Origin of the sequence: uncultured Shewanella sp., assembly GCF_947501665.1 — a bacterium.
Classification (GTDB): domain Bacteria; phylum Pseudomonadota; class Gammaproteobacteria; order Enterobacterales; family Shewanellaceae; genus Shewanella.
In genome coordinates this window covers 30,204-53,797 of sequence record NZ_CANMWS010000004.1, presented here as the reverse complement: position 1 = coordinate 53,797, position 23,594 = coordinate 30,204, and the positions used below count along the sequence as shown (strand labels likewise).

The window sequence follows — 23,594 nt, the reverse complement described above, 5'->3', positions numbered from 1 at the left end:
TCTTGAGAGGGGGACTATTTATGGCAAGAGGCTGATCATTTTCTTCGCGATATCAGTATTGTCTTGATGTCCTCTAAACAGATTGGCCCCAGGGCCTTCGGCAAAGACTTGAACATCGACGCCCGTGTGACCGCCTGATGTCCAGCCTGTATTGGATTTTTGATTAATCAATTGTTTGATGGCAGTTGTTAGCGCTTTAGTATTTTTACTTTTAGCATCAGCTAACATTTGTAGCTCATGACTGTCTGGGGTAAAGCCTAAGCTCGTGATCATGTTCTGTTGCCAATTAGGATCATCTTGTGTGTTTTGTGCAATACGTTTGGGGCTGGCATTTACTCCTTTAATCAGTGCTGTATCCCACGCATAAATACCATTAGCGCCTATGGATAACCCTCCAGTGTTATGATCGGCGGTGATCACCACAAGTGTATCAGGATGATCACGAACATATTGTTCGACCACTTCTATGGTATTGGCAAACTCTTCCATTTCTCCCATTGCGCTAACAATATCGTTATCATGGCCACCCCAGTCGATGAGACTGCCTTCGACTAATAGCACAAAGCCTTTGGGATTTTGAGACAGTAGTGAGATAGCTTTTTCTGTTTCTTTCGCTAAGCTGTTAGTCCCTTTATTATTAACCGCTAAAGGTAATTCGATATCGGCAAATAAGCCAAGCACCTTAGGTTTATTGATACTTTCTAATTGGGAGATTTCGGTAATATATTGATAGCCTTTCTTCTTGAATTGATTGATTAATGCTTCAGAGAAATATCGCTGACCACCACCTAGAATGACATCAGCATCGGTATCAATATAGCTTTCTGCGATGGCGACGTAATTTTTTCTGCTTTCATTATGGGCGAGAAAGGCTGCAGGTGTGGCATGATTGACTTGTGATTTGACTGCGACACCTGTTGACATGCCTTTTTTCTTGGCGATTTGCATGATAGAGCTGATGGACTTCTTGTGTTCATCAACGCCGATTGCGCCATTATAGGTTTTTATACCTGAAGACAAAGCGGTGGCTGACGCTGCTGAGTCGGTAACGTAGCCACTGATTCTTGCAGGGTAAGTGCTGGCCATACCCACGAGCAATCTATCAAAAACGGTTTCTTCTACTTCTTCTGTATTGGGATTGTCTTGATAGTACCGATAAGCACTTGTGTATTCTGGGCCCATACCGTCCCCAATCATCACAATAATATTCTTAGGTCGAGAAGGGGGTTGTTGAATATTAACATCGGTATTGTTCGTGATGGCTGTTGCAGTAAAGGAAAAGATCATATTTGCTGCACACACCAACAACATTACTTTTTTTAAAAGCATGGTGTTCTTCCTGTTTTAAAATGAATAAATTTATTGTTTCGCTAAGATATTTATTTAGTTTTTATAGTGAGTTACACTTTTTTTAACATGATGAGGATAGTAAAAGGATAAGAGCTAAATTACATCTCTTTTATGACACTTTTTGTCATTATTTTGCTTATTCTAATAATTTATCTTCAATAACATAAAGAGAAAAGGTGTCGAAATTATATTTTTACTATAAAAAACATGTAATTAATTTTTAATCTTTGTTGTTTAAGACTCATTTTTATATAAATATAAAAGCACAATGAGTCAATATTGAAGTTTATTTTTTTACATAAAATATATGATCTGTTTATTTTTAAATTATTAAACTTACTTTTAAGTCATTAGAGAGATTTCAGGTTAACATTTGCTGTAAGCTATTGTTTATTTTGATTGGTGTGATTTGGTAACAGGCTGATCATTTTATTTGCGATATCAGTGTTATCTTGATGTCCTTGGAATAAGGCGGATCCTGGACCTGTTGCAAAGACTTGTATATCAACTCCCGTATGACCGTGGCTTGTCCAACCTGTGTGGGAACGATAACTAATAATCGTATTGATGACTTCAAGGAGCTGCCTAATATCGTGTTCTTTTGCTGTTTTTAGCTGTGTTATTTCGGTGTCAGTTAGTTCAAAACCTAACTGCTTACTGGTATTTTGTTGCCAATCATTATTGTCCATGACCGTTTGGGCAATGGTTTCAGGGCTTGTTTTAATACCTTTGATGAGTTGAGCATTCCATGCGTAAACATTATTAGCACCTATAGAAAGACCACCAGTACTATGATCGGCTGTGATCACAAGTAATGTATCATTGTGCTCTCTCGCAAACTGCTCAGCCGCTTCAATCGCATTGGCAAACTCCGCCATTTCTCCCATGGCATTGACAATATCATTGTTGTGTCCAGCCCAGTCAATAAGACTACCTTCGACTAACAGAATAAACCCTTTTGGATTTTTTGAAAGGAGTCTTAAGGCCGTTTGTGTTTCCTGTGTAAGAAAATGGGCTTTTTTGTTATTGATTGCCCAAGGTAATTCGACCTCGGCGAATAATCCTAATACTTTAGGTTGAGTTAAGGTATTGAGTTGAGAAAATTGGCTAATGTATTGATAACCTTTATGCTTAAATTGCTCAATTAATGCGGGTGGAAAATACTTCTGTCCACCTCCAAGAATCACATCGACATCGCTGTTTAAATAACTTCTTGCAATTTCATCGTAGTTCCGGCGACTTTCATTTTGGCTTAAAAATGCAGCGGGTGTGGCATGATTGACTTGAGAGGTGACCGCTATGCCTGTCGACATGCCTTGTTGTTTAGCCAACTGCATGATAGAGATGAGAACTTGCTTGTCTTTATCAACACCGACAGCGCCATTATAGGTTTTCCTCCCCGATGCCAATGCTGTAGCGGCAGCAGCGCTATCTGTGACGATTCCTTCACTGCTTGTTGGATGGGTACTGGACATGCCGACCAGTAATCGGTCAAAAACTGTATGTTCAATTTCTTCTGTGTCTGGATTATCTTGGTAATAGCGGTATGCGGTTGTATAAGCAGGTCCCATACCATCTCCTATCATGATAATAATATTATTAGGCCGTGAAGGGGCGGGGTTTTCCTCTAATTGTAGAGAAGGTTCTGCTGCAAGTAGGTTAGATGAAAACAAGCTGTAAACTGATAATATGACAGAAAGGCAAAGTTTGCCGGTGTATTTTTTATGTTTGAATATCATTAAGTAAGCTCCTTTTTATTGATGAGTCCTAATTGATACCTGAGAATATCTACCTTATATTTCTTTGTTTTAATACCAATGAATTTGATGATAAGCACTTCATTTTTGACTGGCTTATCATCAATATCGTTTTTAGGTGTGTTTTAGGCGGATTTCGATGGCATCCATCAACATGCCTGTGATGTCCACATCAAAAGCTGCTTCAATTTCTTTAATACAGGTGGGGCTGGTCACATTGATTTCTGTTAATTTGTCGCCAATGACATCAAGTCCAACAAAGATAAGACCGCGTTTTTTTAATTCCGGCCCTAAGGTCTTGGCAATATTCCAATCACTGTCAGATAAAGGCTGAGCAACGCCGCGCCCTCCTGCTGCTAAATTGCCTCTTGTTTCCCCTTTTTGGGGGATTCGAGCTAAAGAATAGGGGACAGGTTCCCCGTCGATGACTAATATGCGTTTATCTCCTGAAGTAATATCAGGAATAAAGGCCTGCACCATGGCATATTCTTGGCCATGGTTAGTGAGAGTTTCAATGATCACGCCTAAGTTAGGATCGGCTTTTTTTACGCGAAAAATAGAACTGCCCCCCATACCATCTAGGGGTTTTAAAATAATATCACCTTTTTGATCATAAAAATCACGAATACGTTTTTCATCTCGTGTGACTAATGTTTCTGGCGTAAATTCAGCGAACCAAGCGGTAAAGAGCTTTTCATTGGCATCACGTAAACTTTGCGGTTTATTGACTATCAGTACACCTTGTTCTTCTGCTCGTTCAAGCATGTAAGTCGCATAAATAAACTCAGTATCAAAAGGGGGATCCTTACGCATTAAAATGACATCTAGATCGGATAAAGGCAGATCTTGAGCGGTTTCTAGTTGATACCAATTTTGTGGATCGTCTGTTACTGAGAGTGGACTCATATTTGCTCTCGCTTGGCCATTGAGCATGGCGAGATCATTCATTTCCATATAGAATAATTGATAACCGCGTGCCTGTGCTGTCATTAGCATAGCAAAGCTGGAGTCTTTCTTGATGTTAATATTACTGATGGGATCCATCACTATACCGAGTTTGATCATAACGCGATTCCTTTATTGTCTTTATCTATGATGTTCAATTAATGTCCTAGCTTAAATCCCCAAATTTTAGTTGTAATGCACTAATGGCGCATAATGCGGCTGTTTCGGTTCTTAATACTCTGGGACCTAATAAAATATCGGTAAATTGGTGTTCTGCAGTCATGTTTATTTCAGCTTCAGATAGTCCTCCTTCAGGACCAATCAACAATCGAACACGGTTTGTTTGGAGTTCAAGATCATTAATGCCATGACTGGCTCTTGGATGCAAATTGAGCTTAATTGCGTCAGATGCTTCGTTGCACCAATCTTGTAGGGTCATTGCTTGGCGGACGATGGGGACGTGACTTCGGCCGGATTGTTCACACGCGCTGATGACAATTTTTTGCCATTGTTGAATTTTTTTCTCTAATCTCTCACCGTTGAGTTTGACTCCACAACGCTCAGAAAAAAGCGGAGTGATGGTGTTGACGCCCAATTCAACCGATTTTTGTAACGTAAAATCCATTCTGTCACCTCGAGAGATCACTTGCCCTAAATGCAAATTGAGCGGTGATTCACTTAAGTTTGCTTGGGATGAAATAATACTGACAGTGACATTTTTTTTGCTGGCAGATTGAATACTGGCTAAGTAGTCATGACCATCACCATTAAATAAAATGATTTGTTCGCCTTCATTCATACGTAGTACGCGACCTACGTGCACAGCTGCTTCATCGTTTAGCTGGCATTCTTGCGCGATGGTTAATGGCGATGAGTGATATATTCTCGGAATTCTCATAGAGTTAATGCCTTATTTTACGACTTTTTGCTGACTGCCTTTAGGGCCACAATGAAGACTGACAAATGGGTTATGATTGCCCTGAATTTTAGCAATTTCTGTGTCGCGCTTACATTCCATTTTATCAACAGGATAAGTTTTATCCCAGGCTTTAAAGAGTTTTAATTGGCTCTTGGCTATTTTCAATCCATATTTTTTTTGCATATACAAATAAGTACGGGCAATTTTACCTCGAGTGTAGACGGGAGGTTCGACTTTACGGGCTTTAAAATCAACAATCATATTACATTGGCCATATTGCCGAGCTTTACCGTTCCATTGACTGAAGCGGAAATTACTGCGATCGCCGTTGACTTCTCCTATGGCGGGCACGAGGTTATGCAGATCGGATTCCATTTTTTTAAATCCAGTATCTTTTTTACAATTTTTACGGCCGCCTTTTTGCCAACATTGCTTTTGATGGCCGAACTCCCAAGCTGGGACTATGTGTTCCCATTCGATACGTGCTGCACGGATTTCTTGCTTTCTGACTTGATAGCCACAGCGGGCAAAGTCAGTTTTCCACTTTTTGCCTTTGATTTGGATATCACAGCCACAATAAAAACTTGTATGAGGTAGCTGTACTGAGTACATTTTTTTTGCCCACTTTTTGGCTTGGCTAAAACTACTGGGATGGGCGGGAGAAGCGGTTGTGATAGATGAGAAGAGTAACAAAAAAATCGTGACTAAAAAGGGGGGGAAAGCAGTTTTCAAGTTAACTCCAAATGGACAAAATTATGACGTATGGTGGGGGATAATAAGGGATTGTGTTTAGCGGAGCAATGGATTTTTAGTGTTTTAAAAAGCTTATAAAATGTTTTTATTATGGGGATGATAGCTATGAATGCTTCGGCTATGACAAGGGGCTTAATTGGGTGTTACAACGGCGACAACGGTATTGAGTTTGGCCTCTTATTATTTTGTTGTGGCGGCGCAGTGATAAATTGATGGTACCGCAATGGCATTGGTAGCGAAATTGGGGGCCTGTGGCGTCTGTGGTGTCAAAATCATGGGTAGTACGAGGCGAAAGGTTAAAAACATATTGCATCATATTTTTCCATTCCTTACCGTGAGGTTTGACTCTGCCAAAGATATGGTAAACAAGTAAATGACAGACTTCGTGTGGTACCACTTCCGTTAAAAAAGCCTGACTGTTGTTGGCTAATAATGTGGGGTTAAACCTAAGGTGGTTATGTTGTAAGTGTGCCATCCCTGCACATTTGCCTCGTAACTTAAAGCCTATAGTCGGTCTGGCAAAGTGCAGCTCTAATTGTGATTCAGCCGCTTGATAACAGATTTCCACTTTTTTAATTAATGTCTGTTGTAGTGGAGTAATGTTATGGGTTACAGGCATCAAACTGGGCAGTTTTGGTATCATTGAACGTGATACCAATGATTGTTGCGCTTGATTGAAAATGGATTTGAGTGCTTTCATCTTCGCCTTATTATATGTCGGTGTATAGTCTGAATGATGCCATGCTTAGGCTTTTCTCAGTTTAATCAAAATACGATTACATCATTAAAGATTGTAATGACTCTTGATGTGTAAATCGTTGATGAAAAAAATCGAGAAAGGCTTTAATGCTGGTGGCTAATTGCCGTTTGCTGGAATATACACCATAGACTTTAAAAGCTTCAATGGGCCATTCTTGTAATAAAGGAATTAAGCGCCCACTGGCTAGTTCTCCTTGGCATACAGAGCTAGATAGCATAGCGATACCAAAATCATCTAATACGAGTTGTTTAACCATAACGGCGCTATTGACTCTGACTTTCTTTTTAAAGTTGATCATGGTTTTTGCTTGGCCTTTACCTAAGGGCCAGATAGGCGCAGAACGTGAAGTACCTAATAAAATACCTTCATGTTTAACTAAATCTTTAGGTGTGGCTGGTGTGCCATGGGTCGTTAAATAGTTAGGGCTAGCGACGAGGATAGATTGGCGCTCAAATAATAATCGGGCGATTAAATCGGAAGATTGTAATGGTCCATACTTTATCGCAATGTCATAACCTTCTCCAACGAGACTGACATCATTATCGGTAAATTGAACATCCAGTTCAATATTGGGGTATAGGCGCATAAAGCCACTGCAAAGGTGTGCAATCAGCTCTTGGCTAAAAGAAACGGGAATGGCGATTCTCAGAGAGCCAGAGACATCGTTATGGGTATTCTCTATGGTGGCTTTGGCAGCTTCTAGCTCATCACTTATACTTGTACAGTGTTGAAAAAAAAGCGCACCCACTTGAGTCAGACTCAAACTGCGTGTGTTTCGTTGTAGTAAGCGAACGCCCAACTGTTCTTCAAGTTGCGCAACCTTACGGCTAATGGTTGATTTTGGCATGCCTGTTTCGCGAGCAGCTTGAGAGAATCCTTTCGCTCGAACAACGGCGGCAAACAGCATCATACCGTTTAAATCTGGCATGTTATTGTCACTGTCTCAAAAATGGAACAAAGCGTCTAGCTTAGTTTAATGGTATTTGACATGATAACAAAGTTATATTCACGGGCTAAAAATTTTTTTGAGGCTAAGCAGAGGATCTTTAGATGACCAGCACAGATCAGCCCACCAATCAGACTCAGGCCGTTACCGCCGATCCGCTTTTTTTAAAAGCAGAACAATTGGCCAAAGACTTCTCACTCTTTCCTGAGCACAGCAAGCAAACTTTATCCGAAGAGATTAAAGGGCTTTTAAATGATGAAGCCATAGAAAGTAACCTAAAAAGCCTTGCTCAACTTAACGTAGATGAGTACGTGACTAAGGTTATTCAGCCTACACAAGATAAAAACCGTCTTGGTGCCAAGCGTGTCATTGCCGATCTAAAAGGTAAATTAGTCACAGAAACCCATATTGGCTCTTTTTATAGCGCTGAAATTGAATTGAACTTTGGTTCACGTGCCCGCCGTATTGGTTTTATCGCTCAAGAGCGTACCACAGCCAATGGTGCTTGGATGCCGGAGCATCATCTAGCGGCATGTAAAGCGATTCGTCATTTTGCTGAGTTGGGTATGCCGATTGTGTATTTAATCGACACGCCAGGTGCCGATGCAGGTGAAATCGCTAACAGTCAAAACCAAGCGCACTCGATTTCAAAGGCGATTGCAGAAAGTGCGAATGTGGATGTTCCCACTTTGGGGATTGTGATTGGCGCAGGTTATTCTGGTGGCGCTATTCCATTGGCGGCGGCTAATATTTTGCTGTCATTACGTGACGGTATTTTTAACACCATTCAACCTCAGGGCCTACAGAGTATTGCCCGTAAATATAACTTGTCTTGGCAAGAGTGTGCTAAATCCGTAGGGGTATCACCTGAGGAGCTTTATACTGCTGGGTGTATCGATGGTATTGTTGATTTTTCTCCCAGTGATAAAGATGAGCGTCAACATAACTTACGTCGTGCGATAATTAGTAGTATTGAAGCGATAGAGCAAGCGGCATTGCAATTTGTTCGTGAATCTGATGATTTGCGTGAGCACTATGATCGTAGTTTAGCGCGCTTTTTAAAGCCATCTAAAAGTTTAACGGCATTAGAGGTAAATGCTGAGCTTGCAGTGGCCACCAACCCAACCATGTATTTTAACTTGTTTGGTAGTGCTTATCGTTATCTACGTTATTTGACGCTTCGCAGTCGCATTCATTCTATTTCACAAGAGCAATATGGCCGTTTGTCAAAAGTGAGTGTACCAGAAGGTGATTTGCTTGAACGTATTGCACAAGAGCAAAACCGCGTGTTTCAGTCTTGGTTATCAAGCCCAGATAAATTGGTTTATGATGAAGACTTGAATAAACTGTGGGGCAACTTTATTGCTAAACGTGAAGATGTGTCAACAGAACGTAATATGTTGACTCGTTTCATTTTAGGTGAGCCGAAAGAGAATTACAAAAAAGCGCGTAAGGCCCTTATCTTTAACATAGGTTGGTCGTTATTCCATCGCTGGAAAGGTAATGCTGAGAATAATTTTAAAGGGCTGATTCAGCACCTTGAAACGTTACCCGATGCGGTGAAACAGGCGGACTGGCCTGAATTGAACCAATTGACCGTTCTTGATGTGATTCAGCATGAAGATTTACGTGAAGACTTTATCTGGCAATGCCGTAATATTCTTATTTTTAATGCGTTGTATGATAATGTCGTGGGTAACTTAGCATCAATTGCGAAAGAAGCGATGATGTCAAAAAGCTTGGCTCGCGGATCGGTTAATAATTTATTGCATGATTCAATCGATTCGGCTCTTTCGACGCAAGATGTGCCAAACGATAAGAGTAAATTTTATAAGTGGCTGAAATATTTTATGTCTCAGTCAAACCGTGCAGAATTATTAACCCGCACGGAACAATGGAAAAGTGTTGGCTTTCCTCAACTCAATGACAGTTTATTTGTTATTTTAACTTACTTCTTTGAACGTTTACTCCCTGAGTATTTCGATAGTGAAGAGGAAAGTAACGAGTATACAGGTGCGATTAACCCTGTTCGTATTGGTCGCCGGAAAGATTTCTGGAACCGTTTGACTATGGGTTATCAAGATCTTCTTATTCAAAAAGTCCTTCGCGATGAGAAACGTGCAGGTAAAATGTCTTGGAATGCAATCGTTGATAAATTCTTCACACAATTTGAAGAAATTAATGGCGATAAAATTTCTGCTAACTTATTGAACTTTCCAGGTTTTCGTCTATCCATTGAAGATGCACTAGATAGAGGTGTTCGTCCGTGTGGTCTTATTACGGGATTAGCTGATTTTGAAAGTGAAGGTCAGCATATGCGTGTGGGTGTTGCTGTATCGAATACAGCATTCCAAGCAGGTGCATTTGATATGGCCAGTGCTGAGAAGTTCAGTGCACTGCTTATTGAGTGCGCGAAACGTAAGTTACCCGTTATTTGTTTTATCAGTTCTGGTGGTATGCAGACCAAAGAAGGGGCTGCAGCACTCTTTTCTATGGCTGTGGTGAATGACAGGATCACGCGTTTTATTCGTGATAATGAGTTGCCAGTGCTTATGTTTGGTTATGGCGACTGTACGGGGGGAGCGCAAGCCAGTTTTGTGACGCATCCTTTGGTACAAACTTATTACCTATCTGGCACCAATATGCCTTTTGCGGGTCAAATGGTAGTACCAGCATATTTGCCTTCTACATCGACCCTGTCAAATTACTTGTCTAAAGTCCCCGGTGCAATGCATGGATTGGTCAGTAATCCATTTAGTCATACCATTGATGATCAATTAGCCAGCATTGATCCTTTAATGCCAAAACCTACGATGAACATTGAGAGCGTGATCACCAATGCCTTATCGACTCTAGTGCCTGAGGCTTCTATTGCTGATCAAGAAATTGTACAAGATGATCCACGTGGTTTGATGAAGCCAATTAATAAAGTGTTGGTTCATGCTCGTGGCTGTACTGCGGTTAAATTAATTCGTAAGGCCCATGATAATAATATTAATGTGGTTTTAGTGGCATCAGATCCCGATATGACTTCGGTTCCAGCGGATATGCTAAAAGCCAATGATAAGCTTGTGTGTATTGGGGGGAATACGTCAGATGAAAGTTACTTAAATGCTTACTCTGTCTTAAAAGTAGCTGAGTATGAAAATGTTGATGCGTTGCATCCAGGCATTGGTTTCTTATCTGAAAGCCCTCAGTTTGCGGCATTATGTGTCAATAATGGCGTGAACTTTGTTGGTCCTAGCGTGCAAAGTATGACGACTATGGGTAACAAATCGAATGCGATTAAGACATCACAATCTCAAAATGTACCTGTTGTGCCTGGTAGTCATGGTATTTTAAATAATGCCGAACAAGCTGTTAATGTGGCAAATGAGATTGGTTATCCTGTTTTGCTTAAGGCAGTACAAGGTGGTGGCGGTAAAGGGATCCAAGTTGTAGAGCGCCCTAGTGATATGATTGGATTATTCCAACAAACATCAACGGAAGCGGCTGCTGCATTTGGTAATGGTGATTTGTATCTTGAAAAATATGTGACAAGTTTACGTCATATTGAAGTGCAGCTATTACGTGATAAATTTGGTAATACCAAAGTCTTGGGGCTACGTGATTGCTCTGTTCAGCGTAATAACCAAAAAGTTATTGAAGAGTCTGGTTCAACGATGCTGCCTGCTGAACTTCAAGAGCAAGTCCTTGAATACACTCGTGCTTTAGGTGATGTCACCGATTATATGGGGGCAGGGACAGTTGAGTTTATTTACAACCTTGATGCCAATGAAGTCTACTTCATGGAAATGAATACTCGTTTGCAGGTTGAACATCCAGTGACAGAAGCGACGTCGGGTATTGATATCGTTAGTGCGCAATTTGATATTGCCGCAGGACGCTCAATAGAAAATCTAGCGCCTGTTTCTAAGGGTTATGCTATTGAAGTTCGTGTAACCGCTGAGAAAGCGGCATTAGATAGCGATGGTATCTTACAACTTCAGCCAAACCCTGGAATGATCACTGAGTGCGTAATGCCAGAACGTGATGATATAGAGATTATTTCTATTGCGGCCAGTGATAAAGAAGTGTCTCCATACTATGATAGTTTAATTGCACAGATTATTTGTCGTGGTGAAAGCCGTGAGGATGTTGTCACTAAACTGTATGATTATTTAGATTCTGTAGTACTTAAGGGGATTGCGACTAACATTCCATTATTGAAGCGTATTTTGAAAGATGAAACGTTCAATAAAGGTGTTTACGACACGAACTATTTACCACGTCTAATGGCAGAACTTGATATTCCTGAGTTGATTGCTGAAATGGAAGCCGCTGCAGATACAGTGAGCGTAGATACTGAATCATTGCGTGTTGGTGGTAGTGATGAGCTGAAAGTACTAGCGCAAGGTGCGGGCATTTTCTATACATCACCGGCACCAGGAGAGGCAGATTTTGTTAAAGAAGGGGACATTGTGACTGTTGATCAAACCCTTGCTTTAACTGAGGCAATGAAGATGTTTTCTCAAGTGACGTTAGCCGGCTTTAATCGTCAAAATGCTGTGCTTTATCCGGAAGATAAGAAATACCGTATTGAGCGTATTCTTAATAGTAATGGACAACAAGTATCACAAAATGACTTGTTATTTGTTGTGTCGCCTATTGAGAGCTAACGAACAAAGAGAGTTTAATTCTCTGTTAGTATATTGAACTGATAATATTACCCACTTTTAATATTGTATTGAAAGTGGGTATTTTTTATGGTAAGGGTTTTGTCTATAACGCATAACTTGTCATTTAATCGTCATTGTTCATTGAAATATTCAAATAAACATATAATTGACTAGCTTGCCTTTTTTATTTGATTATTGATTCTTTTATTTCTAAATTTACCGATATAACGGCCTTTTTTCCTAAAGAGACATTTTGATGTGTTAGTATCTTTATGTTTATTATTGTAAATAATAGGGGCTTTAAGTTTATTTATAATGTACAACTATGATATTATCTTGTGGTATTTTTCATAAAAGAATACTCTGTTCAAATAATTCGTTTAACATTAATGTTATTAACATAAATAAAACAATAATTAACTTAAAACCAATATTGAATATGCTTGTTTGGATATTCATGCTATTTCTTTGAGAGACACTTTGATGTACATATCTAATGTAAAGGCGAATCAACATCAGGATATTACTGATATCAATGGATTTAAACATGTTGGAGAAATTGCAGTTAAAGGCTGTCCATACGACTTTATGCGCCGTGGCTTTTTTAGAAATGATATTCATGATTTTTACCTCTTTGGTAAGACTTCACCGTTGACTTATATTATTTCAAGTACCTTGAATCGTTTTAAATCTTCTAATAATAATATTGGTCATGTTTATATAGAGCTGACTTTTTTTAATGATGATCATGGGGATAACCGAAATGGGATGGCTTGTGTATCGATTGATCTTATTAGAAAAGAATTAAAGGTGATCTCGGCTAGGGATGTTGATAATAATCAAATACCGACATCTCTAGCACAAGTATCAGGTAATGATTTTGCTTTTTCGTCTGAGATAAAAAAGCGAAAGTTTGATACTTATATTCATTATATGTTTAATGTGAACAGGGATACTAACCAAGATTGTATTGCTGTTGAGTTTGATAGTATTGGTGATGGCGGCATTTATACTTATCAACTGTATAATGCATAAATGTCTTAGAGGGTCAGAGTCGATTCAAAGGCAAAGATTCACTATACTTTTTTCTTGGTAACTCTTTGTGGGGGAAGTTATTTCCCCCATTTTATCAGTGTAAGGGAAGATGTTATTTTAATAATGGGTGCTCTTCAGGTAACTGCCGACTTATCCACAAAATCAGTTTGTGTTTCATGTTTGGACCATCTTCTTTATCCGTTGCAAGAGGTTGTATTAATTTATCTTTGACTAGGAGGCGATAAATACACTCGACTTTATCTTTAGGGGAAATACCTTTATCAAAGTCGGAAAAGCCTCGTTTTTTAGCGTAACCGACGCCAATTTCTATTGCGAGTTTTAACAGTTTGCCATCATTTTTGCCTGTTTTCATATGTTGTTTCCCTGTTTGTCGCGATTTTTGGGACTAAATTTCTGAATGATTTATATTCGATTGAGCGTATTTATTCATCTAATGAATAGGGTAAAGCTTGTATATGTAAATGAGCCTGAGTATCACCTTGGAAACGTAATATTGAATCCGTGTTAGTATCATTTGCCAATACCGCTGTTAATAATACTTTACTGCCCTCTTGAAAATATTCAATTATTTTTCCGGCATTACGATATTGTTGTTCATCTAAGGCAATTTCTAATTGGCTCTCAAGTGAAATGTTTTGCTCTGTGGAGCCTGTAATGATGTAAAGCGCGCGTTTATTTCCGCCTCGATATTTCATTCTGGCAATGGTTTCTTGGCCCATATAGCAGCCTTTGGTAAAGCTGATACCATCGATGGCTTGTAGGTTACACATTTGAGGAACAAATAGCCCTTGATGAGAAACATCAATATTGGGATAACCAGAGTTTATTTCCAATGCTTGCCATGTTTCTTTTGTTGTAATTGAGCCTGTGTTGTTATCGATTATTTTTCGGGCATCATTAGTTGGCATGACGAGAATAAACCGAGTATCATCTTGAAGAATAATGGTGTCTTCAATTCGTGTCACTCTGGATGTTATATGGCCAAATTGTGTATTTATCCAGGTTGTTGCTTTCGGGCCACTAATACCAAGAAGTGAATATTCTTCACTGGCGTCAGTGAGTTCAACTTGACTGAATACTGCATATTTTGCCAGTTGGGGTAAATCAGCTTGTAATGTTGTTTTTGGCATCAACATGAGCAGGGCATTATCAATATTAAAAGCGCGAAAGCTGGCCAACATTTTTCCTTTAGGATCACAATGTGCGCCCCAGCGCCATTCGTCTAGTCCTAATGTATCAATATCGGTTGTGACTTGCCCTTGAATAAAGCTATGTCTTTGCTTTCCCGTGATTTTCATTAAGCTTAAATGAGTGAGTGGACTAATGTTTAACTCTGTAGAATGCTTATTTACGGCTTTATTGGATGGCGTTTGAGGGGGGGTCATAAAGTGTTCCGACATATTGTCCATTTGCAAGTTTATCGATTGTAACCGTAATTGAGTTTGGTGCAATATGCTTAAGATGAAAAAGCACGATTTACATCGTGCTTTTTGTGTTTTCTCTAACGCAATAAACGCGCTCTAATCGTCCCTTCAATGAGTTTCATTTGTTCAAGGGCTTTATTACCGTGTTCAGAATCGACTTCCATTACTACGTAACCGATATCAGCTGTTGTTTGTAGGTACTGCGCGGCAATGTTAATTCCTTGCTCAGAAAAAGCTTGGTTAATTTTAATTAAGATGCCAGGTTTATTATGATGGATATGTAATAACCTTGAGGTGCCAGTATGTTGTGCGAGGGAGACCTCTGGGAAATTAACGGCTGTCATTGTTGAGCCATTATCAGAATATTTGGCGAGCTTTCCTGCGACTTCAATACCGATATTCTCTTGTGCTTCTAAAGTACTGCCACCCACATGGGGGGTTAAAATGACATTGTCTAGTCCGCGTAGCGGGCTGATAAACTCGTCTTTATTAGACTTAGGTTCAATTGGAAAAACATCAATGGCTGCGCCAGCTAGGTGATCTGATTCTATCGCATTTGCTAAGGCAGGAATATCAACAACGGTACCGCGAGAAGCATTGATAAAGATACTGCCTTTACGCATCAAGGAGAATTCTTTTTCACTTATCATGTCTTTTGTTTGCTTGGTCTCGGGGACGTGTAAGCTCACGACATCAGCGTTGGATAAAAGTGATGCTAATGAGTGTACTTGCTGTGCATTACCTAACGGTAGCTTATCTTCAATATCAAAGAAGATGACCCTCATGCCTAAGGTTTCGGCTAAAATACCTAATTGGGTACCAATATGTCCATAGCCAATAACGCCTAATGTTTTACCACGGGCTTCAAAGCTACCAATGGCATTTTTAAGCCATTCGCCTCTGTGAGCGGCAGCATTTCGTTTCGGAATGCCTCTAAGAAGCATGATAGCTTGGCCAAGCACGAGTTCAGCAACACTTCGGGTATTGGAAAAAGGTGCGTTAAATACTGGAATACCCCGCTTTTCAGCGGCTTTTAAATTAACTTGATTAGTGCCAATGCAGAAGCAACCGATACCGACCAGCTTTTCGGCTTTATTGAGCACAGCTTCGGTTAATTGAGTGCGGGAACGTAATCCTACAAAGTGCGCATCTTTGATGGCTATTTGTAAAGCTTCTTCTCCTAATGAGGCTTTATGGTATTCAATATTGGTATAGCCAGCGCGTTGAAATACGTCAATAGCTGATTGATGAACGCCTTCTAATAGCAGGATTTTAATTTTATCCTTTTCCAGCGAGTATTGCGCCATGATGTGAGTACCTTTTAAGTGGGTTGATTTCAGCGAGTATCTGTTGTGATTTGTGTATAAAGTAACATTTTTTATTTACAGTGTGGAGGGCTAGATGGCTAAAGTGTTTGTTTTACATTTAGAACAATATTATCTAAGGAGAAATTATTTTGCATAACAAGCTCTTGTGGTTAATTATATATTTAATTGTTTTGATATGGTCAGGGGTTAACCCTAAAGATCAGTTTACTTGGTTTTTAGAAGTTTTGCCTGCTTTGATTGCTATACCCATTTTATTTTTTACGTTTAAAACCTTTAAGTTGACCACATTATCTTATGTGTTGATTTTACTTCATTGCATCATTTTGATGGTAGGAGGCCACTATACTTATGCCGAAGTCCCATTATTTGATTGGATCGCTGAAGTGACGGGATCTGGGCGAAATAATTATGACAAGGTTGGTCATTTTGCGCAGGGCTTTATTCCAGCGATGCTTGCTCGAGAAGTGTTTATTCGTCTCAATGTGATTAAGTTGAGTTTTTGGCGACCTTTTTTAATTTGTTGCTTTGTATTAGCTCTGTCAGCCTTTTATGAATTAATCGAATGGTGGGTTGCTGCTGCAACAGGCGAGGGGGCGGAAGCATTTTTAGGGACACAAGGGTATATATGGGATACTCAATCGGATATGTTGATGGCATTGATTGGCGGCATAGTCGCGTTAGTGTTGTTGTCTAAGTATCAAGATACGCAAATAGCAAAAATTTAATTTTCAATACGTTAAGCAAATTTAAAGGGGCAGTGGGTGTCGATACCACCCACTTGGGTAAAACGCTTGTCCTGTCCTATACTAAAGACTCATTGTTAAACATATTTTAGAAAAGATCCTCCCTATTAGAAGTGGAAGGTACCAATATGGAAGATATCGATGAATTAGTGTTTCTTCATCAGATGACGACTCCCTGCCATCTTGCTATTTTAGCTGAGTCAATTGGTTTTAAAACGCGGGTTGTGAGTAGGGTCGAACAATTGGAAGTTGAAAATAAAAGTAGCTTTTACCTTATTGCTCAGCAAAAAGCGGCTTTAAATAATAATGGGATCCCTCTAGTTGCTGTGAAGCTTGTCCAACATGTGCCGGTTGCTTTGTATTGTGTCGAAAGAGATACATTAGACTCTGAATCTGCGCTTATGCTAGGGATTCGAGGTGTTTTGTTTGCTGATCAAAGGATGGATTTACTATTAACGGCTTTACGTAAAATGATAGCCAATGAACTTTGGTATGAAAGACCGTTATTAAGTAAGGTATACCGTCATTTAATTGAGCAGTCAGATCCTGCTGCTGGTTTATCGCCTCAATCGGTTGCAGCATTGCATTTGCTAACGACTCGAGAGAAAACAATTATTCAATTAGTGGCCAGTGGTGCAAGAAATAAAGAAATTGCTGAGCGTCTTTGTATTAGTGAGCATACTGTTAAGGCGCATTTATCATCTATTTATCGTAAAACAGAGTCGAGAAATCGTGTTGAATTATTACGTTGGGCTCAGACCTTTCAAAGTCATTTTTAATGTTTTTCTTATGGGTGCATTATCTTTACTTAACTTGTTACAAGATTGTGTATCAACTTGTATCGTTAAGTGATTATCTTTTTTAGGATTTTTTAATTCAATTTTCACTCAATATAACTATTTTAATGTGTCTAGTTTGATTAAATATCAAACGGGTCTAGATATTTACATAGATTATTTTAGGCTTAATTTAAATTTTTATTTATAAAGAAAATATGCCCGCGATTTAGGTCATTCCACTATGGATGAGTAATAACTTATTTATATTCATATTATTAGATTATTTTCTTGTTTAATTTTTTTAATCTCCTTTTTTACTTGCTTAGCTAAAGTTATTTTTGAACCTTATATTCCGCCCCAATTAAACTGTAAATTATTTGTTGTTATCTTTTTTTTGACACATAAGTCTGTGACAATTAATTCACACTCAGTTTTATATTGAGTGGCACAATAATAAAAGAAGTAGGGTTGATAACAATGAGCATGAAAATAAAAAGAAGCATTGCTTCACTCGCCGTGGTTGCGGTGTTGCCAAATTTGGCACAAGCCGAAATCATTATCAGTGAATACGTAGAGGGGAGTAGCTTTAATAAAGCAATAGAACTTTATAATACTGGCGAAACGAGTGCGGATTTAACGGGTTACACTCTTGTTCGCTATAAAGATGGTGCGACAGAGGCAAGTGATGCTATTTCGCTTGATGGGCAACAAATTGCAGCTGGCGCGGTAAAAGTATTTGCACATGCTAGCGCTGATTTAGGCTTAGGTGAGGATGTTGATACGGTTACTGCCAGCCTTAGTTTTAATGGGGGAGATGCGGTTGCGCTCCTAAATGGCGATACCGTTATTGATATTGTGGGCAGTGTACCAACAACGTCTAGTTGGGGGAAAGATGTCACATTGCAACGTAATCAAGATGCGTTGAGTGCCAGTGCCGCTTTTATTGATAGCCAGTGGACGACATTAGCGAAAGATACTTTTTCTGGCTTAGGCACTATAAACGATACAGATACAGATGTGCCTGTTGAAGATCCTTTTACCTGTGAAGGCGCTACTCTTACTCCAATTTATATTGTACAAGGTGACGGAGATTCGAGTCCACTGGTTGAAGAAGGGGCATATGAGTCAACAGATGAAGTGACTATTAAAGGGGTGGTAACAGCTCGCGGCGAAAGTTTATTTAAAGGCTTTTATTTGCAAGACGTTGAAGGTGACGGCCTGAGCGAGACTTCTGATGGTATTTTTGTTTACTTGAATGAAGCGGCTCCTGATACTATTCAGCCAGGTGTCGAGGTTTGTGTACAAGGCTTAGTGAAAGAATATTATGGCCTTACGCAAATAGATATAAAAGATGATAAAAAAATGGAGGTGGGTGAACAAGGGGAAATCCTTGCTGCAACCGCTTTTTATGTGTCCGAAGGCGAAAGTTTAGACACAGCATTAGAGCGTTTTGAAGGCATGAATATCAAATTAGATTTGGCGAGTGAAATGAAAGTCACTCGTAATTTTAGTTTCGATTACGATGCTTACCGCAATAATATGGTGCTGTCACATAAAGCCCCTTTGATGAAGCCGACACAGGTTTATTCTGCACTTTCAGATGAAGCCATTGCATTGGCTGCTGCAAACAGTATCAATCAATTGATTGTTGAATCAGATTTTAAAGCTGATGATGGCGTGGTGCCATATTTTGATAATTTCAATGCTGAGACTGGCTATATTCGAATTGGTGATCAGTTGGTTAATTTAGAAGGCGTGGTGACATACAGTTATGATCAGTATCGCTTAGTGGCTACCAATAACCTCGTTGAAACAGATTTTATTCACCTTGATGATCGTCTCGATACGCCTGTAACAGCATCTGTTGGTGATATTCGTGTGGCGAGCTTTAACGTCTTGAACTTCTTCACCGATGCTATTGAAGGCGATGCCAACCCGACAGGCAGTAACCGTGGAGCAGAGACTGAAGCAGAGATGATTTTACAGCGCACTAAAATCGTGAATGCGCTTATTGCCATGAATGCCGATATTGTTGGCTTGATGGAAATTGAAAATAATGGTTATGGTGAAAATAGCGCTATTCAAAACTTATTAACGGCATTAAATAACGAACTTGATGAAGGAGCGCAATATCAGTTTATTGAAATTGCTGATAGTGATAAATATCAAGGAAGCTATTTAGGTTCAGATGCCATTGCCGTGGGTTTATTGTATCGCGCTGCCAATGTTACACCTCAAGGTGATGCATTTGTTATTGAAACTCCGGAGCAACATGCGGCAGAAGGGCTGGTGACTCGTGGTGAAGGGGATAATTTAGAGTCCAACCCTGCGTATGATAAATACCAACGTCATAGTTTAGGACAAACCTTTGCTGTTAACGGTGAATCTTTAACTGTGGTGGTCAATCACTTCAAATCTAAAGGATCTGCTTGTTTAGAGGACTGGATTGAAGGTGAAGAGAATGATGATCCGGCCGATTTACAAGGTCGCTGTAATGAATTTCGCGTATCTGCTGCTGCGGTGATTGGTGATGCACTAAAAGCAATTGAGGGTGATATTCTTGTTATTGGTGATATGAATGCTTATGGGTTGGAAGATCCTATTCGCGTATTAACGGACTATGATGCAACTGCATCAAGTCATGATATTTATACTGCATCACATACCACATTAGCTGGGGAAGTCTTAGATGCTGATAAACGTAAAATTGAACAAGGTTATGGTTTTATAAACCTTAATACACAAGCTCATGGCACAACCACTTACTCTTATACGTTTAGTGGTGAATTAGGTAACCTAGATCATGCGTTAGGTAATGCAAGTGTGGCTGAACGTATGGTGGCCATTGAAGATTGGCATATTAATTCCGTTGAGTCGACTTTGTTTGAGTATTCAAGTGAATATACTGGTGGGCTTGCAAAGTCTGATAATGCTTTTTCTGCATCAGATCATGATCCTGTGATTATTGCGTTAGCTTATGAAGAGGCTGAAGTTGAACCGGAGCCAGAGTCTTCAATTATCGAACAGATCATTGAGCGTATTATTCAGTTTTTCTCGCGTTGGAGCTTTTGGAGATAGCTAATGTGATAGTTCAAAATGGATAACAATGTGAGATAAAACACCTATGATTATGAATAAGGGAGCGTATTGCTCCCTTTTTTATGGCGATTATTTCTTCGGTTAAAAAAACAGTGGCATCTTTATATTAGCGTTTCATTGTTAACTAAATGTATGGTTTGTTTGGGTTTTGATTTTATTTTGTTCTTTCATAGTTATTCTTTGTCTTAAAAATATTTTATTTTACCTTTTGTTAACAGTTAAAGTCTGTGACAATCCCGCCTACGTCCAACACACAATGGGCGATTTAATGATAAAAACTGGGGTTGAATCCAAATGTATAATACAAAAATGACCATTATTTCGGCGGCCGTTGCTGCTATGTTACCCACATTAACGCAAGCAGATGTGATCATCACTGAATATGTTGAAGAGAGCGGAAATAATAAAGCCATTGAGCTTTATAACTCCGGTGAAGTTGCCGTTGATTTATCAAACTATAGCTTAGCAAATTATAATAATGGCAATACAGATGCGACGAATGTTTTTACACTTGAAGGTCAACTAGAAGCTGGTGCCGTTAAAGTGATTGCAAATCTAGGCGCGGATTTAGGACTCGATGCATCGGTTGATGTGTTAGAAGCAAGTTTAGGTTTTAATGGTAATGATGCCGTCGTGCTATTTAATGGTGATGTAGCTGTTGATGTGATGGGAGAAATTGGCTCTAGTGACGATTGGGGTCGTGATGTCACCTTAGCGCGCAGCAGTGATGTCACCAGTGGCAGCGCCGCCTTTGAAGAGAGTCAGTGGACCACACTGGATAAAGGTACGTTTTCAGGTTTAGGGTCTTTTGCTGGCGCAACTGACGGTGATACACCCATTGAAACGCCTGTAGAAGAAGTGCCGTTTACGTGTGATGGGCAAATGGTATTGCCGATTTATAACGTTCAAGGCTCAGGGGACTATAGTCCTTTTATTATTAAAGATGACGATGACGTTTTAGAGGAATCGCAATTTGAATCCGCTGTTGAAGTGACGGTAAAAGGGATTGTGACTACGCGCGGGGAGAGTTTATACAAGGGTTTCTATTTACAAGAAGCCACTGGTGACGGGTTAGATGAAACCTCTGATGGTATTTTTGTGTATTTAGGTGAAGCTGCCCCTGACAGTATTCAACCTGGCGTTGAAGTGTGTGTGCAAGGCTTAGTCAAAGAATATTACGGCCTGACGCAAATTGATATTAAAGATGAGCAAAAAATGGAAGTGGGTGAGCAAGGCGATGTGCTTGCGGCAACCAGCTTTTATGTCAATGAAGGTGATAGCTTAGCCGAAGCGCTTGAGCGTTTCGAAGGCATGAAGATTAAGCTTGAAGCGACTAGTGAATTATTGGTGAGTCGCAGTTTTAGTTACGATTATGATGCGGGTCGTAACAACATGGTGTTGTCCCATAAAGCGCCTCTTATGAAGCCAACGCAAGTGTATGCGCCATTATCTGAAGAGGCCATAGCATTAGCAGAAACGAATAGCCAAAATCAATTGTTTATTGAGTCAGATTATAAAGCGGGTTCAGGTGAAGTCCCTTATTTTAGCGAGTTTAATGCCGAAACCGGTTATATTCGTGTGGGGGATACCATCGCCGATGTAGAAGGTGTGGTGAGCTATGGTTATGGCAAGTATCGTTTTGTGGTGACCAATGCGCTGGAAGAAACCAATTTTATTCATAATAACGATAGAGTTGAGATCCCAGAGGTGGCTTCATTAGGTGATATTCGTGTTGCCAGCTTTAACGTATTAAACTTCTTTACCTATGCTATTGATGGAGATGAAAATCCTTCAGGTGGTAATCGCGGTGCCGAATCTGAAGAGGACATGATCCTTCAGCGCACGAAAATTGTGAATGCAATTTTAGCCATGAATGCCGATATTGTTGGCTTAATGGAAATTGAAAATAATGGTTTTGGTGAGAATAGTGCGATTCAAAACTTATTAACAGCATTGAATTCTGGGCTTGAGAAAGAACAAGCTTATCAGTTCATTGAAATTACTGATGCGGATAAAGACGAAGGCCAATATTTAGGCTCTGATGCCATTGCGGTGGGCTTATTGTATCGTCCAAGTACTGTGACGCCAGCAGGAGAGGCCTTAGTCATTGAAACGCCTGAGCAGCATGTACCTGAAGCTATCATTGCACGTATTAACGACGGTAAAGCTGAAGCGAATCCTGCATATGAAAAATATCAACGTCATAGTTTAGCTCAGACCTTCACCATTAATGATGAAAGCTTAACGGTTGTTGTTAACCATTTAAAATCTAAAGGCTCGGCGTGTTTAGAAGATTGGATTGCAGGTGAGGAAAGTGATGATCCAGCTGATTTACAGGGACGTTGTAATGAGTTTCGTGTATCAGCGGCGACCGTTATTGGGGATGCCTTAAGTGATGTCGAAGGGGATATTCTGATTATCGGTGACTTGAATGCTTACGGTATGGAAGATCCAGTTCGAGTGTTAACCGATTATGATGCAGAAACCTCAGATAATGCAATTTATACTGCTTCTCACACCACATTAGGCGGTGAGCCTTTTGATATCGAAGCTCGTGAGATCAAGCAAGGCTACGGCTTTATTAATTTGAATACTCAAGCTCACGGGGCGGCGACCTATTCGTACACTTATAATGGCGAGTTAGGTAATTTGGATCATGCTTTAGGTAATGCCAGTGTTGCTGAGCGTATGGTGGCCATTGAAGATTGGCATATCAACTCGGTTGAGTCGAATCTGTTTGAATATTCAAGCAAGTACACCGGTACACTTGAAAAGTCTGAAAATGCATTTTCAGCGTCAGATCATGATCCTGTGATCATTGCACTGAATTATACAGAGGAAGAGCCTGAGATTGAGCCTGAAGTTGAGCCTGAAAATAAGCCAACCAGTGATGGTGGTTCACTTGGGTTCTTAGGTTTAGGCTTATTGTCTTTATTTGGACTGTCGCGTCGTAAGCGTTAAAACACATTATTTTATATAAGGGAGCCTTAGGCTCCCTTTTTTGTTGAGTTGGATGGGCATGACTTTTTTACGTTATTTACTCAGGATTTACTCAGGTTGGTATCAAATATTTTCAT

Annotated in this window: 16 protein-coding genes; 6 read left to right on the top strand and 10 right to left on the bottom strand. The window is 39.8% G+C overall.

What is annotated here, in order from left to right; translation table 11 throughout:
• Positions 1 to 18: 18 nt before the first annotated feature.
• The 7 genes from Q0976_RS03850 to Q0976_RS03820 form a co-directional block, all read right to left on the bottom strand.
• Complete coding sequence (locus Q0976_RS03850) at positions 19 to 1,329, bottom strand: alkaline phosphatase (protein ID WP_299491163.1); 1,311 nt, start codon at positions 1,327 to 1,329, stop codon at positions 19 to 21.
• A gap of 404 nt (positions 1,330 to 1,733) precedes the next feature.
• A complete protein-coding gene (locus Q0976_RS03845; protein ID WP_299491160.1) occupies positions 1,734 to 3,089 on the bottom strand; it encodes an alkaline phosphatase in 1,356 nt (451 codons plus the stop codon).
• A 132-nt stretch (positions 3,090 to 3,221) separates the two neighbouring features.
• Positions 3,222 to 4,172, bottom strand: coding sequence for a glutathione synthase (gene gshB, locus Q0976_RS03840; RefSeq protein WP_299491157.1), 951 nt, complete (start codon positions 4,170 to 4,172; stop codon positions 3,222 to 3,224).
• A gap of 46 nt (positions 4,173 to 4,218) precedes the next feature.
• Entirely contained in the window at positions 4,219 to 4,950 is a 732-nt protein-coding gene (rsmE, locus tag Q0976_RS03835) for a 16S rRNA (uracil(1498)-N(3))-methyltransferase (RefSeq protein WP_299491155.1), read from the bottom strand.
• A gap of 12 nt (positions 4,951 to 4,962) precedes the next feature.
• Positions 4,963 to 5,670, bottom strand: a complete 708-nt coding sequence (locus Q0976_RS03830; protein ID WP_299491470.1) for an endonuclease — start codon at positions 5,668 to 5,670, stop codon at positions 4,963 to 4,965.
• Between the two features lie 172 nt (positions 5,671 to 5,842).
• Positions 5,843 to 6,424, bottom strand: a complete 582-nt coding sequence (locus tag Q0976_RS03825; RefSeq protein ID WP_299491153.1) for a SprT family zinc-dependent metalloprotease — start codon at positions 6,422 to 6,424, stop codon at positions 5,843 to 5,845.
• A 76-nt stretch (positions 6,425 to 6,500) separates the two neighbouring features.
• Positions 6,501 to 7,412: a LysR family transcriptional regulator gene (locus tag Q0976_RS03820; RefSeq protein WP_299491151.1), complete on the bottom strand. Its 912-nt coding sequence runs from the start codon at positions 7,410 to 7,412 to the stop codon at positions 6,501 to 6,503.
• 122 nt (positions 7,413 to 7,534) lie between these two features.
• Here Q0976_RS03820 and Q0976_RS03815 point away from each other — a divergent pair, with 122 nt between their 5' ends.
• Together Q0976_RS03815 and Q0976_RS03810 are read left to right on the top strand one after the other, a co-directional pair.
• Positions 7,535 to 12,088, top strand: coding sequence for a biotin carboxylase N-terminal domain-containing protein (locus Q0976_RS03815; protein WP_299491148.1), 4,554 nt, complete (start codon positions 7,535 to 7,537; stop codon positions 12,086 to 12,088).
• 483 nt (positions 12,089 to 12,571) lie between these two features.
• Entirely contained in the window at positions 12,572 to 13,123 is a 552-nt protein-coding gene (locus Q0976_RS03810) for a hypothetical protein (RefSeq protein WP_299491146.1), read from the top strand.
• 112 nt (positions 13,124 to 13,235) lie between these two features.
• Here the strand turns inward: Q0976_RS03810 and Q0976_RS03805 are convergent, their stop codons facing one another.
• The 3 genes from Q0976_RS03805 to serA all read right to left on the bottom strand — a co-directional run bounded on the left by Q0976_RS03805 (position 13,236) and on the right by serA (position 15,875).
• On the bottom strand, positions 13,236 to 13,496 hold the full coding sequence (locus tag Q0976_RS03805; RefSeq protein WP_299491143.1) for a DUF5062 family protein: 261 nt from the start codon (positions 13,494 to 13,496) through the stop codon (positions 13,236 to 13,238).
• A gap of 70 nt (positions 13,497 to 13,566) precedes the next feature.
• On the bottom strand, positions 13,567 to 14,529 hold the full coding sequence (gene ygfZ / locus Q0976_RS03800) for a tRNA-modifying protein YgfZ (protein ID WP_299491141.1): 963 nt from the start codon (positions 14,527 to 14,529) through the stop codon (positions 13,567 to 13,569).
• Between the two features lie 116 nt (positions 14,530 to 14,645).
• Positions 14,646 to 15,875: a phosphoglycerate dehydrogenase gene (gene serA, locus Q0976_RS03795; RefSeq protein ID WP_299491139.1), complete on the bottom strand. Its 1,230-nt coding sequence runs from the start codon at positions 15,873 to 15,875 to the stop codon at positions 14,646 to 14,648.
• A gap of 149 nt (positions 15,876 to 16,024) precedes the next feature.
• Between serA and Q0976_RS03790 the strand changes: the two genes are divergently transcribed.
• The 4 genes from Q0976_RS03790 (at position 16,025) to exeM (Q0976_RS03775) (ending at position 23,478) form a co-directional block, all read left to right on the top strand.
• Positions 16,025 to 16,621, top strand: a complete 597-nt coding sequence (locus Q0976_RS03790) for a DUF2238 domain-containing protein (RefSeq protein ID WP_299491137.1) — start codon at positions 16,025 to 16,027, stop codon at positions 16,619 to 16,621.
• Between the two features lie 146 nt (positions 16,622 to 16,767).
• Complete coding sequence (locus Q0976_RS03785) at positions 16,768 to 17,418, top strand: response regulator transcription factor (RefSeq protein WP_299491134.1); 651 nt, start codon at positions 16,768 to 16,770, stop codon at positions 17,416 to 17,418.
• A gap of 477 nt (positions 17,419 to 17,895) precedes the next feature.
• Positions 17,896 to 20,496 (top strand): extracellular exonuclease ExeM, encoded by a 2,601-nt coding sequence (gene exeM, locus Q0976_RS03780; RefSeq protein ID WP_299491133.1) that lies wholly within the window; start codon positions 17,896 to 17,898, stop codon positions 20,494 to 20,496.
• A 315-nt stretch (positions 20,497 to 20,811) separates the two neighbouring features.
• On the top strand, positions 20,812 to 23,478 hold the full coding sequence (gene exeM / locus Q0976_RS03775; RefSeq protein ID WP_299491130.1) for an extracellular exonuclease ExeM: 2,667 nt from the start codon (positions 20,812 to 20,814) through the stop codon (positions 23,476 to 23,478).
• Positions 23,479 to 23,594 lie beyond the last annotated feature (116 nt).